The sequence below is a fragment of the Paenibacillus faecis genome (assembly GCF_008084145.1).
Classification (GTDB): domain Bacteria; phylum Bacillota; class Bacilli; order Paenibacillales; family Paenibacillaceae; genus Fontibacillus; species Fontibacillus faecis.
The window spans coordinates 980,750-994,932 of record NZ_VSDO01000002.1 but is presented as its reverse complement, the minus strand read 5'-3'; the positions used below and the strand labels follow the sequence as shown (position 1 = coordinate 994,932).

Annotated in this window: 14 protein-coding genes; 2 read left to right on the top strand and 12 right to left on the bottom strand. The window is 52.6% G+C overall.

Annotated elements, in window-relative coordinates:
* Positions 1-118: 118 nt before the first annotated feature.
* From FRY98_RS12440 to FRY98_RS12430, 3 genes are read right to left on the bottom strand one after another with little or no spacing between them, the layout of a single operon-like run.
* Positions 119-742: a response regulator transcription factor gene (locus FRY98_RS12440; RefSeq protein WP_148452151.1), complete on the bottom strand. Its 624-nt coding sequence runs from the start codon at positions 740-742 to the stop codon at positions 119-121.
* Positions 726-3,044 (bottom strand): sensor histidine kinase, encoded by a 2,319-nt coding sequence (locus FRY98_RS12435; RefSeq protein ID WP_148452149.1) that lies wholly within the window; start codon positions 3,042-3,044, stop codon positions 726-728. Before FRY98_RS12435 ends, FRY98_RS12440 begins: the two co-directional genes overlap by 17 nt.
* Before the next feature lie 45 nt (positions 3,045-3,089).
* Positions 3,090-3,893, bottom strand: a complete 804-nt coding sequence (locus tag FRY98_RS12430) for a CPBP family intramembrane glutamic endopeptidase (protein WP_148452147.1) — start codon at positions 3,891-3,893, stop codon at positions 3,090-3,092.
* A 184-nt stretch (positions 3,894-4,077) separates the two neighbouring features.
* Between FRY98_RS12430 and FRY98_RS12425 the strand changes: the two genes are divergently transcribed.
* On the top strand, positions 4,078-5,007 hold the full coding sequence (locus FRY98_RS12425; RefSeq protein ID WP_148452145.1) for a serine hydrolase domain-containing protein: 930 nt from the start codon (positions 4,078-4,080) through the stop codon (positions 5,005-5,007).
* Between the two features lie 69 nt (positions 5,008-5,076).
* Here the strand turns inward: FRY98_RS12425 and FRY98_RS12420 are convergent, their stop codons facing one another.
* From FRY98_RS12420 to FRY98_RS12390, 7 genes are all read right to left on the bottom strand, one after another.
* Positions 5,077-5,757: an MOSC domain-containing protein gene (locus FRY98_RS12420; protein ID WP_148452143.1), complete on the bottom strand. Its 681-nt coding sequence runs from the start codon at positions 5,755-5,757 to the stop codon at positions 5,077-5,079.
* A gap of 18 nt (positions 5,758-5,775) precedes the next feature.
* Positions 5,776-6,270, bottom strand: a complete 495-nt coding sequence (locus FRY98_RS12415; RefSeq protein WP_148452141.1) for a hypothetical protein — start codon at positions 6,268-6,270, stop codon at positions 5,776-5,778.
* The gene (locus FRY98_RS12410) at positions 6,267-7,370 is read right to left on the bottom strand and encodes a GIY-YIG nuclease family protein (protein ID WP_148452139.1); all 1,104 of its coding nucleotides are present in this window, start codon (positions 7,368-7,370) and stop codon (positions 6,267-6,269) included. Before FRY98_RS12410 ends, FRY98_RS12415 begins: the two co-directional genes overlap by 4 nt.
* 299 nt (positions 7,371-7,669) lie before the next feature.
* The gene (locus FRY98_RS12405; RefSeq protein WP_148452137.1) at positions 7,670-8,218 is read right to left on the bottom strand and encodes a hypothetical protein; all 549 of its coding nucleotides are present in this window, start codon (positions 8,216-8,218) and stop codon (positions 7,670-7,672) included.
* Positions 8,219-8,396: 178 nt separating this feature from the next.
* On the bottom strand, positions 8,397-9,419 hold the full coding sequence (locus FRY98_RS12400; RefSeq protein ID WP_225038353.1) for a DUF5643 domain-containing protein: 1,023 nt from the start codon (positions 9,417-9,419) through the stop codon (positions 8,397-8,399).
* Positions 9,420-9,455: 36 nt separating this feature from the next.
* Entirely contained in the window at positions 9,456-10,637 is a 1,182-nt protein-coding gene (locus FRY98_RS12395) for a DUF4179 domain-containing protein (RefSeq protein ID WP_148452135.1), read from the bottom strand.
* Positions 10,603-11,193, bottom strand: coding sequence for an RNA polymerase sigma factor (locus FRY98_RS12390; RefSeq protein WP_148452133.1), 591 nt, complete (start codon positions 11,191-11,193; stop codon positions 10,603-10,605). Before FRY98_RS12390 ends, FRY98_RS12395 begins: the two co-directional genes overlap by 35 nt.
* Positions 11,194-11,335: 142 nt before the next feature.
* On the opposite strand from FRY98_RS12390, the gene FRY98_RS12385 reads away from it, so the two are divergent.
* On the top strand, positions 11,336-12,238 hold the full coding sequence (locus FRY98_RS12385; RefSeq protein ID WP_249043389.1) for a M23 family metallopeptidase: 903 nt from the start codon (positions 11,336-11,338) through the stop codon (positions 12,236-12,238).
* 14 nt (positions 12,239-12,252) lie between these two features.
* On the opposite strand, the gene FRY98_RS12380 is transcribed toward FRY98_RS12385, so the two are convergent.
* Positions 12,253-13,266, bottom strand: a complete 1,014-nt coding sequence (locus tag FRY98_RS12380) for a phosphotransferase (RefSeq protein ID WP_148452131.1) — start codon at positions 13,264-13,266, stop codon at positions 12,253-12,255.
* A 135-nt stretch (positions 13,267-13,401) separates the two neighbouring features.
* Complete coding sequence (locus FRY98_RS12375; protein WP_148452129.1) at positions 13,402-14,091, bottom strand: FadR/GntR family transcriptional regulator; 690 nt, start codon at positions 14,089-14,091, stop codon at positions 13,402-13,404.
* Positions 14,092-14,183: the final 92 nt, after the last annotated feature.

Sequence of the window (14,183 nt, the reverse complement as noted above, 5' to 3'; positions counted from 1 at the left end):
CTCTTTTTAATTACAAGTTGATTATAATTAAAAGTTGCAGGAAAGAATGTGACAATATTCACAAGGTTGTGACATTACTCACTTTGCTGTTTTATAACCGTCCGTTTAGCCTTCCCGGTTACATCTGCATCGGTCCGAGAATCCCAAGTTCATACCCTTTGGCCACGGCGCCGATGCGAGTTTTGACTTCCAGCTTTTGAATAATCGAAGTGATATGGTATTCCACGGTCCGCTGGCTGACCGCCAGCTCCTTGGCGATATCCTTGTTTGTGAGCTCCCTGGCCACGAGAGCCAAAACTCTTTGCTCCGCAGGCGTTAAGGGCTCCACCGGGGACTTGTTAAACAGCCGTTCGAGCATCAGCACATGGCCGGATATGCTCTGTCTGATCGCATTGATGATTTGCGGATACGTCGCCTGCTTGGATAAATAGGCGTTGACTCCAAGCTCATAGGCTTTCCGGTAAAACTCGTCATACCCGTACCCGGACAGCATGATCAACTTCAGCGAAGATCCGTATTTTCCCTTAAGGATAGACGCAAGCTCGAAACCGTCCAGTTTCGGCATCGAAACATCCATAACCACCACGTCCGGTTCATAAAGGTGGATCTGCTCCAATAACACCAGGGGATCCGTAAACGTCGCCTGAACCGAGAAATTCGGCTCTTCTTCGAGCCGAGTTTTAAGTCCCTCCATAACGAGCGGGTGATCGTCCAGCAGAATAATTTTAACCAAGCTTTCCATCGTGCTTCTCCTCCCTTTCGTAAGCCGAAAGTTTCAGCATCACCCGGGTCCCTTTTCCGGGAGCCGCCTGAATTTCCATTTCCCCGCCCAAATACTCGATCTGTGCGTTTACCGAAATAAGCCCGATATGTTTTTCTTGCAAAAAACGGCTGTCGCGGTACAGCGTAACCGGATCGAATCCTCTTCCGTTATCGCTGACCAGACAGTGGATTCCTTCCTCCGGATGGCTTCGAACCCGTACCTCAAGGGAGGTGGCATCGGCATGCTTTAGCGCGTTATTGGTCAATTCGCGAATCATGCGGAATAGATTGCTCCGAAGCAGCCGATCCGGCGGCTCCGCCAGTCCCCACTCGTAGCTTAGCGTCGTATGGATCCCCGTCTCTTCGACGGACCGAAGCAGCCAATGCAAAGCCTCCTCCAAACCGGCTTTGTCCGCGATTGCCGGATGCAGATCATCGCAGAGCAGCCGGATGTCCCGCTGAGAGTCATAAACGCATTTCAGCCAGGTCTCCACCCGCTTGGGCTCCGCTTTCCCCCGATCGGCCAACTCTTCCAAATCCCGGGACAGAAATATCAGGTTTTGGAGCAGCTGATCATGAAGAAAATACGTCGTCCGCAGCCGTTCCGCGTGCTGGGCCTCCATCAGCATGCGCCGCTCCAGCCGCATATCGCTTACCCGCCTTTCAAACGCCGCGTTCTGCTCCTTCGCGCGTTGATATTCCTGCTGCAGCCCGGACAAACTTCGGACATTGATCAGAAGGCGGATCGCTTCGTTGCGCATGCTGACGATCAGCTCTTTCTCCTCCGCTCCCATAAGCGAGGAATTCCGCTTGGGACCGACGCACAGGTAACCCTCGAACTCATTCTCCCCGTCCATCCTTAACGGTTCGATATGGATAAAATCAAACCTGGCCTGTAAAAACCCGGGATCCAACCACTCCCCCTCCTCCGGAGTTAAGGAGGCGTAAGCCCCCGTCCCGTGGACAATCAACCGGCTCCCGTCCCGCCATATGAGGCAGCTCCCCGTTACGTCCATCACACGGTCCATGACTTCCCCGATCATACGGAGAATATCCCGGATATTCCGGGCTTCCGCCGTTTGAATCGACAGCTTGAGCGTCTGTCTGTCCAGCCACTCCTTCCGCTTTCCGGCGTTTCTCCCCGACCAGCGAAGACTTGTCCGGTAAATGAGGGTCACGGCGAGAAACGCCAAGAACAGCAGCGCCGGCCAAAACGGCTGCGGCAGGCGCGAGGCCAGCAGGAATAAAATAAAAACCGCGCCGAAGTACAGGCTGTGAATCAAGACCCGCGGCATATACAACTTCATATCGATCAGACTGCGCTTGCGCAGGACATACAACATCGTCGACGAAAGCGGTACGAGCCCCGTCAGCGCATATTCCGGCGAAACCAGAGCATCGCCCCGGATTAAATCGGGCAGGGCATACAGGAACACATACGGCAGCAAGCTGAAATACAACCCGGTCACAAGCACCAGGGCCTGATTTTTTTCAATCCGGTCAATGACCCTCCAATATACCCCCACCGCGATCACAACGAGCAGCAGCGCAAGCAGAAAAACCACATGCACCGCCTCGCGGATCCAACCCGGAATCTGTTCGCCGGCAACCGCGTATACCGCATACCCGGAGAACAGAACGCAGAACAGGCGGAACGTGCGCAGCAGGTTGCGGAGCCGGCCCGATACGGACCGGATAACGAACGACACGCAAAACGAAAGCAGCATGTAAGGCAGCCAAATCGCGCTCAAGGATAAAATAAAATCCGACAGCCGCAGCTCCGTTGAATACAGCGTCAATATCGTCAGGGCCATCACGAAATTGATTGCCGTGAACTGCCGGACCAGCCGGGAGTTGGGGTTTTTGCGGTAGGCCGATAAACCGATGGCCAAAAGGGCAAGCTCCATCCCTATCGCAAACCCATTTTTCAGAGCATCGCCGGCATCTGTCGCGACGCTCTTAAGGGTGACGGATCCGTCCACTCCCTTAAAGCCGATTGCGGAAATCTCAACAAGGGATACGGGGCTTCGTTTCTCCCCCAGCCGCGTTTCCGCCGCTTCCCCGTCCAGGGTCAGGACACGGTCTCCCGGTTTCATGCGCCAGGCGGCCGCTTTTCCCGAGGGGTTCACTTCCTTCACGATCCACATGGAATTCGTCTTCTCCAGCAGCGCCCCGATATAAGGGTGCCGGAAGGATTCCGCGTGAATGTACCCTGCCAGACAAAGAAAAGCCAGAACGGCGAGAACCATTCGGATATGATATTTGTTATTGAACAACGGCATAGAATCCAGGCTCCTTCAAACGGGTCCGATAAAATCGGGAGGGGGTCACACACCTACGAGATACAACGTCACAAGCCCCCATAGCGTATTGATATAAATGTGAAAAAGAATGGCTCCGTAAATGCTTTTTCGCAGACGAACCAGAATTTCGCAAGGAATGATGACGGCCAGGGGAATGAACGCCCAGTTTACGGGAGCCTGCCACATATGATAGAACTGGAACAGCACGCTGACGATGAGCCAGTTCCATCTGAGGGCTCCGACTTTGCGCAAAAGATACCCCCGGAAGTAAATTTCTTCCCCGATGAAATTGCCGATCAGACCGACCACCAGCAGCGGCCAGGGAAAATCGTAATATCCTTGGTTGAAGATATGCCATTCTCCCATATGCAGCGCGGGAAGACGATCCAGCATCCCCGACAAGGGAGGAAAAATATACTTCATATAGGGAAGAGACAATAATGTGAACAGGACCGTGATGACAGGCAGCACGAATAAGAGCCCTTTGAGATCCGGTTTGGTAAATCCCAGGTAAATCAAGGATTGTTTAAAAGTAAGCTTATCCACAAATCTTAGCATGAAAAAAGGGAAAAGAATATGCCATCCGCTGGCCATCAAAGCGAGAATCATAAACTGATAGGTATGGCTGGACAACCCCGTCAGTTCCATCAGCGGTTCGCGAAACGGGAAGATCAGCAAGTAAGTAATGATGCCCGGAACGACCCCGAGCAACAGGTACAACGAGATCTGTTTCCGGGTGGCGGCTTGATGTTGCTTTAGAAAAAGGTCGTACTCCGGGTCTTTGCGGACAAAAAAGTCGGTGAAGCGCATTTTCCAGGTCGGACTCATACGAAATTCCACTCCTCTATCTTCTCACTAGGTATGTTTCCAGCATACCGGAAGAATCGTTTCGGCGAATCCGTAGCGTACGGTCGTTTTTCAGGCGGAGTCCGCCAACTTTTTTGCGTGATCGCGCAACCGCTGATATAGTAATGGAAACACGGTAACGACAGAGTTAAAGGATGAATAGGTTATGGACTTGACTACATTGCAGCAGACATTACAACCGTTTGACCTTCGAAGCTGTTTGATCAGTTCCCGCGGACAGCTCGTGTTTCGGCATTACCGGGATGAGCGATGCGACGCGGAGCTCGCGAAGATCAACTCCTGCACGAAAAGCATCCTTTCCGCCTTGATCTGCATCGCGATGGATCAAGGGAAGCTGCCGGAAGCCGGAACGCCGATCCGTGCTTTTTTCCCTCAGTTGACCAAAGATCCGGATCATCGAAAACGGGACATGACGCTGGAGCACCTCCTGACCATGTCGGCGGGCTTCGAATGGACGGAATTCGGAGGGCGCAACTCGTTCCCGCGGATGACCCGGACTTCCAACTGGGTGGATTTTGTGCTGGAGCAGCCTTTGGCCCATCCTCCTGGCAGCCGGATGGAGTACAATTCCGGAGCTTCCCAGCTCCTGTCCGCCATTCTGGCGCAGGCGACAGGCGAGGATGCGGCCGCCTTTGCGGAACGCTTCTTGTTCACCCCCCTCGGCATTCAGGACTACAAGTGGGAACAAGACCCTCAAGGGCTTCGCACCGGGGGCTTCGGACTCTGGCTGCGTCCCGCCGATCTGCTCAAATTCGGCCTTCTTTATTTGCAGGAAGGCTGTTGGGAGCAGCAGCGGCTGATCTCCCGAGAGTTGGCTAAACGGTCCGTGCAGCCCGTTCTCCCCGCGGCCCCGCCGAACCGCGGCCGGTACGCCTGGCACTGGTGGACCGACACCTACGAAGAAACGGCGGAAGCAGGCTTCGACTACTTCTATGCGCGCGGCTTTGGCGGCCAGTTTGTTTATGTCGTGCCCAGTCTGGATACCGTGGTTGTTTTGACCGATGACAAACGCAAAAAAGACCGGAGCCCGATCGACGTTTTCCGCCGCCATATCGCCCCTCTGTTGCTACGGTAAAACCCAGCGATCCCCACCTGAACACGAAAAAAGGAGGCGATTACCGCCTCCTCTACATTCGCTCTAGGTTTAGTTCCCTTGCAGCCGCTCCCGAGTATTTACGTCTTGCCCTTCCAGCCGCTTCGTCAACGTGGCCCGCCAGCTATCCGACAATTCCTCGACAGCGAGAAGCCGCCTGATGCCATCAACGTTTTTCTTGTCATGGTGCATGATTCTGTTGGCAAAGTCCACGGTAACGGCTAAGGGGTGCCGGGTCATTAGCGCAAGCTCCGAGGTTGGGGCTACCGTCCCCTCTTCAAGCACGCGGAAATAGTACCCGGTGAAGCCGGTGTCCTGAACTCTTATCGGCATATCGGGAACCTGGTACCGCGCGGCTAATTTATAGCAAGGCTGGCGCGGCTGCGTGATTTGTACGACCGCTTCCCCAAGTTGAAAAATATCCCCGATACAAACCTCGGTTTCCAGCAGCCCCCGCGTAGTCAGGTTTTCTCCGAACGCACCGAAAACGAGCGAAGTCTCCAATTCCTTCTCCCAGAAAGCATAATGTTCGAAAGGATAAACGCAAACGGCCTTATCCTTGCCGCCGTGATGGACCAGGTCGGCTTGAGCGTCCCCGTCCAGATTGACGCGTGACAAAAATAACGGCCGGTCTGCCGGCTGCTTGTGAATCCCGCTCTCTACCTCTTTATTCTTATACAATAAAGGCTGCGGCTTTCCGACATTCAACGAAACGATTTCCGCGTGAGTCATGGTTTCCCCTCCAGTACCTTAGATATAAGTTGGCTTGAGCGGAATCCGGTATACCCGGATCGCCGTCTCCAGCGATTCCGTCAACCGGCTGATATCCTTGTACGCCGGCTCCAACGTATCCTCGATCCCGTCGACAAAGAGATCGATATGGAATTTCAAGCTGGTTCCCAATTGCCGGCCATACGGCGATTCCGGGGGCAAAGCAAACGGCCGCATTTGGATTTTCGTGCCTCCCCTGGCCGCGTCCCGGACAAACCACGCCAGAAACTCGACCGCTTGTAGTCCCTCGGCCGTGTAATCGATGCCGAGCTCAAACTGGATTAGCACCTCGTTATCCAATCCGCCTCCGGTGCGCAATAAAGCGGCATGCGGCAGATGCGCAAACGAGGGAAAGCGCAATACCTCGGCATCCACCGCCGCCAAATTGTCCACACCGCTCTCGATTTCCGTGATCCCCCGCAGCTTCACGATCGCAGCGTGAAAATCTTGAATTTCGTTCGGATAGTGACTCATCCCGGTCCACTCTCTCTTTCTCCAGCTTCCGCCGCCAAAAATGACTCAATCGCCTGCCGCAAGTCATGCTCGCCTCCCGCTTCAAGCCATGCTTCCTGTAAGACCAGGTGACGACAGGTACCGTTGCGCAGGTAGCTGTGTATGATTTGCGCTCCATCAATCTCGTCGCGCGTCAACTCATGCCCGGCGGCCGTCTCCTCCATGGCGCGGTTTTGAAGCCGCTTCATCAAGGATAACGCCGTCCGGGTCCGATCCGTTGCCTGCCGATCATATTTCTCACTATAAAGAATTTGATGGCGCTGAACAAGAAACAGTTTGCTTTCGCGTTCATTCAGCGGCTCCGACAATAGGATGATCCGGTTTTGCTCGGCGAAAGAGATTACCTTTTCCTGCCGCAGCAGAAAGGTTAAGGCTTCGATTCCGTCACGGCATTTGGCCGCCCGTTCGAAATCGAACTCGCTCGCCGCTTCCTCCATTTCCCGCCGCATGTCATCCATAAGGCTGAAATCCCGCCCTTCCATGAGCGCTATCAGCCGATCCATAACGCGATCGTACTCCCCGGCGGCCTCTCCCCCCATACATCCGCCGAGACAAAGTCCGAGGGACACGTTGAGGCAAGGCCCCCGCTCCCCGTCTGACCCGGCACAAGCGATTCGCAGGCTTTCTTGGATCCTGGTCAACGCCTTCCCCACCGTATGTCTGCTCGCCGTATACGGTCCGAAACTCGGCTGTCCGCCTTCCGGCTCGTCTCCGCGGCCCAGCTCCAGACGGCGGCCGCCGTTCTTCCCCGTTTTGACCACGACATTCACGTAAGCATGCGGACTTTTCATCTTCTTGTTGTAAAGCGGCCGCAGCTCATGAATGAGACGGCATTCCAGCATAAAAGCCTCAAATTCGGTATCCGTCACCCTGATCTCCAAATCCTTCACATTGTTGACCAGTCTTTGCGTTTTTCTGGAATGCGATGCGGAGGAGACAAAGTACGATTTGACCCGCTGCTTCAGATTTTTCGATTTGCCGACATACAGGATACCTCCGTGACCGTCCTTCATCATATAAACGCCAGGTGAAGCGGGAAGGTTATGCAATTGGTCTATCAAAAGGTGCCGCCTCCTCTTCCTGCCGCCAGTGCCCCATCAAACTTCGTAGTAAGCGCACCTCCACCCTTCCAACTCCAAAAAGATGCAAATCTGCAGGTATTTAGGCTGATTTACGAAGAGTTTCGACAAAAGATGCAAATCTGCAGGTGTTTTTAGCGATTTTAGAGAAACGAGCCGGTTTCGTTGAAAATTCCTGCAGATTTGCAGGAATTTTGATATTTTTGTTCCGTACCAGAAAAAAACATGCATATTTGCAGGAATTCTAATGATCTATGTGATCAAGGTTATTTGACGGAGTGCTAGTTCTTATAGGTAATGCCCGTGCCGCAAAACTCGCATTTCACCGCTTTATCGGGATAAACAACCGTTTTTGCGCCGCAGCCCGGACAATCCACCGATACCGGTCCTTTCGGGGGCTCGCTCTTCTGGGGAGCTTGGCCGAACAATAGGTTGAAGGCCTCGCCCAAATCACCCAATTCGGCCGGATCGAGGGAGAACTTCACTTGAGACCTTTTCGCCGCGTCTCTCTCATGAATAAGCGACCGGACAAAATCGTTAACGGACCTTGCGTCCATACGTAAATACCCCATGGGGTTATAGACGAAGGCTTGCGGCAGTTCCCCGGTCGGGAACTCGGCACCGGGAGCCAGCTGCTCTAGGGGCTGCGAAGGTGTCGTCGATCCTTTAAATAAGAAAATCGAGAGCCATATAAGCAGCGCGGTCGGTACAAATACGATCGTCAGGGCCGGTATATTTCTCTCATTCAACAAAATTATAAGAAATACCAACAAAAGAAAAGAAGCAATAATGGATGAAATCACGCCCAGGGTAAATTTAAAAACCTTCATAACCTCAAATTAATCCTCCTATTATTTGCAGATCACACAACTCCGGTTAAATCTATTTTTATTTCGATATCGGCATGGCAGTATCCTGCTGATTTTCGAAGATTATGGTCGAAATTTGTCCGTGGCAAACGAGAAAAAAGCTGTCCAGGACCTTTGGGTCCATGGACAGCCTGTCAACTTACTTCTTGATTTTGTCCAAAGGAATTTTCATTTCTAATTCCTTCCAGTATGTTTTGGTTCCGACACTTTTCTCCGTGTCTCCGACAACGCTCCAGTCATTTTTATCGACCGTCAGCGTAAACGGTTTGATCGTAACGTACTTCGGTGTTCCTTTCACCGGGCTGTACAGCTCGTCGATGTGGTACTTGGTTTTCGGCAGGCTGTTATAGTAAGGGAATCTCTGTTGCTGCAGCAGGTTCCCTTGATCGTCCACGATATCGTAATACATCATGCTGGCGATATATTTGCCGGTCTGCTTGGACGTCGCCGGCACCTTGCCGGTGCTGTCGATAATCAACTGGGTTGAGGACGACGAGAAATACAGTTCCTTGACGGTGTAGCTGAACCCTTTGTGCTTTTTCGTGGCGTTGGGCTTGACCTCGATCGATTTTTTATCCATTTCTACCGGGACCTTGAATTCGAAGGTCTCGTCGATCCCGGTCACCTGGGCCTGGATCGTCAGCTCAAACTTGTCGGGCCAATCGGCTTTTTTTCCGATTTCATACATACATGCATTTTTTATTTTCCCGGAGTCGCCAAAGCTGCCCCAATCCTTTAGCTCCTGGCCGTCGATCAAGAGGGTGGGCCTTTTAATATACCCTTTTCCCTTCTTGTCTTTCTCTCTTTCTTCGTTAAGGATAACAACCGATTCATCGGCCGGAAAATTTGCGCCCTGGCGCTCTATGACGAAGGATAACCGGGTTTTGTCGTAAATCAGATGGGATAGCCGGAGCGTGACCCCGTCATGCGTTATGCTGGGATTGGCCGCGGCGGCGTTCCCGGCCGCGCCGCTGGCCGCCGCCAGCAGCGAGCTATACGGCAGAGTCGGCTTTAAGGCCTCATTCAAGGCCGCGGCCTTGGCCGCCGGCAGCGTGCCGGCGCCGGGGATCAGGGCCCCCAGCACCGCTGCCGCGGTTACGGTCAATGCGGATCTTTTCAACAGTTGGGCTACAGCGGGTACATTTCTTTTTGTTCTGTTCATGATCTTCTCCATTCTGGTTGATTAATTTATTTAAACTTATTTTTCGACGGGAATCGTCATTTCCAGGTCCTTAATATAATTTTTGGTTCCTAGGCTGCCTTGGGTTTCACCAATGGCCTTCCAAGTGTTCTTGTTGACCGTCAGGGTGTATGGCTTGATTGTGATCGTTTTCGGCGTTTCTTTGAACGGCGAGTACAGTTCGTCAACATGATATTCGGTTTTGGGCTCGCTATAAAATAACCCGACCTGGCGTTGCTTCAGTAAATTCCCTTGGTCATCAACGATATCGTAATACATCATGCTGGCGATATAATCGCCGGACTGTTCCGGGGAACGCGGCACCTTCCCTTTGCTGTCGATAACCAAACGGGTGGTAACCGGCGTGATAACCATCTCTTTTACGTTATAGCTGAAATCCTCCAAAGTTTTGGTAGCGTTTGGCTTGAGCAGGACGGTATTGTCCTCGATTTTCACCGGAACTTTGAATTCAAAGACTTCATCAACCCCCGTCACTTCGGTGCGGATGGTCAGCTCAAATTCATTGCCCCAAACCGGTTTTTTAAACTGCACCTCCGCCATGTAAGCATTCTCCCGCTTGGAAAAATCTCCAAATCCGGCCGTTTGAATGTTCTCAAACCCCTTCATAATGTCTTTGCCGTCAATAAGTAAAGTCGTCCCTGCCGCTTCAGCCCCTTTAATATAACCTTTTGGGATTTGGTCTTCGGGCTTTTCCCTTTCGCTAAAAGGAGCAACCGTCCCCGGAAGATCCACGCCTTCCCGGTCCAGGATAAAGGACAATCTCGTTCCGTCATACAACAGATCGCTGAGTTTCAACGTGATGCCGTCATGCGTAACGCTCAGGTTGGGATCTATGACCAATCCTTGATCCATAGCGGCCTTAACCGCCGCTTCGCTGGTCCCCTCAAACAGCGTGCTGAACATCGGAATCTGTTTCAGAGCATCCGCCATCACCGGGGATACAAAGCCCGATCCGACGAGGCCTCCTCCGAGAATCGCCGTGGCGGCGGCCGTCAAGGCGGCCCGTTTCATGATATTCGGCTTGTTTTTAGCGTATTTTTCCGTTCTGGACATTTCCATCTCTCCAATTCGATTCATAATTTTATCGCTCAAACTTGTCTTTTGCATCGAGGACTGACGAATCATTCGCTCGATCGCTTCCATTTCAGCGGACTCCACTGGATCCGGCAATTTTTCCATGAGCAATCTCTCCTTTTTCAAGAACTCGGTCCATCAACTTCCGGCGCAACCGTTCATATTTCTTGCGCAGGGTGGCCGACTTCACGCCCATAACCTCGCCCATTTCCTCGAAGCTGTACTGCTCCACGGATTTTAGCAGCAGGATGTGACGTTCTTCGGCCGTCAAATAGGTCAACAGCTCTTGAATCATCGTATCATGCGGCGTGATCTGTTGAACCGGCTGCTCCTCCATGCACTTATCGACTAACTGCACCCAACGGCCCTGCTTCTTCTTCATATTGATCAAATGATGATAAGCAACCTTGTAGAGCCATGCTGAAAAAGAAACCTGCCTGCTGTATTTATGAAGGTTCAGGTAGGCGCGAATAAATATCTCCTGAACCGCATCTTCCGTTTCCGCATGATTTTTCAAAATATAGTAGCAGTAGGTGTACATTTGCCGTTCAAACTGCCGGATGATGAGACCGTAGGCGTCCTTGTCTCCCGACTGGACCCTCTCGATCACCGCTTCGATCTGCGCTTTCTTCTCTTCCGCTTCCCCGGGGATTGGCTGCAAAAGATCACCTCCTTGTCTGTTTGCCTATATAACAATTTCGAACGTGCATTTTGTGACATGAATTTTGCAGGGGGAACTTTTGTCTATTACGTCTTAATAGGAGGAATAGAAATTCTAACTCGAATCAAGGGGATGTTTGGTTGTGAAAAGACTGCTAAAAACAGCGGGGATGACAAATTTAGTCCTACTCCTGCTCGTCATTGTACTGTGGGGAACCGTGTACGCCGTGAATGGCCTGCCCGGGGCTTATGCCTGGTTTGTCCTGAAATTCGCCGTCCCGCTCTTGGGACTGGCCTATATTCTCATATGTACCGTCCTGCTCCTTATCCGATTTCGCAAAAAAAAGAGCCGCAGCCGCGGTTGGACCGGGCTGGGCGTAGGTACCGTTCTGTGTCTGCATCTGCTGCTCATGATGAATGTCATCCCGCTCGCCTATCCCGCGCGGATTCAAAGCACCTCTCCCGCTATCACCGTATCCTGGCCGTTTGCCGGGAAAGCGACCGTCGGCTGGGGCGGCGACGCGGTGAACGACAATTCGCCGCATGCGGTTTGGCCTTCCGAACGCTGGGCTTACGATTTGCTCATGGAGCCTTACGGCACGGGGAGTTCGAACCCGGAGGATTACGGGATTTGGAACCAGGAGGTGCTCTCTCCGGTCGCCGGAACGGTAATCGCCGCTTATGACGCCGAGCCCGATATCCAGCCGGGAAGCGAGGAGATTCTCTCCATGGAAGGGAATCATGTTTACATTCAAATCGAAGAGACCGGAACTTATTTGCTGTTGAATCATTTAAAACAAGGCAGCGTACAAGTAAAAACCGGAGACACCGTGAAGCCGGGAGATGTTCTCGGGCGGGTCGGCAACAGCGGATCGACCTCGGAGCCCCATCTGCACATTCATCATCAGCGGCAAAACCCGTTGACCGTCCTTCATCCCGTCCTGGCCGAAGGGCTGCCGCTGTATTTTGAGGGGACGAATGCCGATCCCATGCCGATAAAAGGAACGGTGGTTACCCCCGATTTTAAACTTAAAGAGCAAAATTGACTCAACGTGTTAAGCTAAGCCAGATGGTCCAGCAGATGCTCTCGCAAAATTTCGCGAATCCAAATCTCGTCCTGCTTGAGTGCTTCCAATCCGGCGGACAAAGTCTGCACTTGCGACCGAAGCACCTGCGGGCCATCCGTTCCTTTAAGGAACCTGCTCATGAAATGTAAAAAGACATCGACCTTGCGCAATCGCAGGAGCAGCGGAATCGCCGAGATCTCCTCGGGGATCAGCCTTAAGCGGGCTCCATAGCCGTCGCAAAAGCGCAGGATATTCATCCGCTTTCCGTCATAACCGAGCAAATCGGAAATGGCGACCGCGGCCTCCATCGCCCGGACGTCCCGGGTGCAAAACTCGAAATCCAGCAAAGCCGTCACGTTTTCGGTCCGCTCTTCATCGACCAGCAAATTGGACGGGTTCAAATCGCCGTGAACGAGCTGATGAGGCAGTCTGCGCAGCTCCGGCAGCCGGTCGCAAAGCTCTTCGTACGCCTCGCCAAGCACGAGGAGCGAAGGCTTAAGCTCCCGGAACGCCTTAGGAGGACTCCCGCAAAAATCCCTGACAGCCTCGTAGCTGCAGGCAGGATAAGCTTGCCGAAGCTCGTAATAAGGGCGGTATGCCGGGGGCTGCTCCATTTGAACCGCGGCCAGAGCCAGCGTTAATTCGGCGGCCGCCTGCCCGAAGGAATAAGCCGCATGGAACCTGCCTTCCTCCGGCCGGACGCCCTCGATATACTCAAACAGACAAGCGTATCGCCCCGTCCCGTCTTCCAGCGCAATAATGGTTTCCCCCTCCGGTGTCCGGACCGGAACGGGAACCTTGAAGTTTAGCGGAAACTTTTGCAAATGCATCAGCAAGTTATGCTCAAATTCGATTTTATCCCTATCGCGATGGGTTTCATAAATGCGCAGCACGCAGCTGAGTCCCTTGTTTTCCACGTACCGGGTCGTGTTGTTCCAGCCGCTGTCCCCTTCTTTTACCGTACCGTTCCAATCCGGCCAATACTGCTTCACCGTCTCGTCAGACATGTTAATCCTCTCCTGGCGTTTCAACTTACATAGAACAAATATTCTTATTTTAACAGTATAGCACTCTGGATGACAAAACTAAAAGGACCGCCGGGCGTTCTCCCAAATTCACGCGGTCCCATGGGTTTATTTATCCTATCGATTCATGCTTGCCGCTATCTCTTTCCCCGCCTTGATCAAATGAAGATCCATCAGTCGGCTGGCTTCGCGGCTGGCTTGCCGCTCGATGGCTAGAAGCATCTGCTTGTGTTCTTGATACAATCGGTGAGCCGACTCCTGTTCGCTGAACAGCCAGAGGCTGCGGGTATCCCGCATAGTCCGGAACATCATTTCGGAAATGCTCTCCATCATGCCTTGAAGCATGGGATTTTGCGTCGCTTTGGCCACCGCCAGATGAAAATTCACATCGTATACTTGGCTGATCTCCTCGTTGCCGATCGCTTCCTCCATTAAGTCGACAATTTTATGCAGTTCCATCAGGTCCTGTTCCGTACGAAACTCCGCCGCCAATCCGATGCTTCCCACTTCCACGATTTTACGAACCTGCAGGAGGTGGATCAGTTCCCGTTCTTTCGTGATCCGGCGAACGCCGATAAGCTCGGGAACTTGGGCACGGACATAAGTTCCGCCGCCCTGTTTGGTTTCGATCAGGCCCTGCGCCTTAAGGTGGCTAATCGCCTCGCGAACGGTTGACCGCCCCACCCGAAAGCGGGCGGCCATCGCTTCGATCGTATCGAGCTTGTCCCCCGGCTTGACCTGGCCAGATTCGATAATCCGTTTCAATTCTTCACTGACGATATCCACGTTCTTTTTGCTTAAGTCCATCCGGTTACGTTCCTTCCGTTCAAATTAAAATCAACGTAAATTCTTACTTTACAGTCTATACAATTTGAATAAATTATGGTAGATTGTTTTCA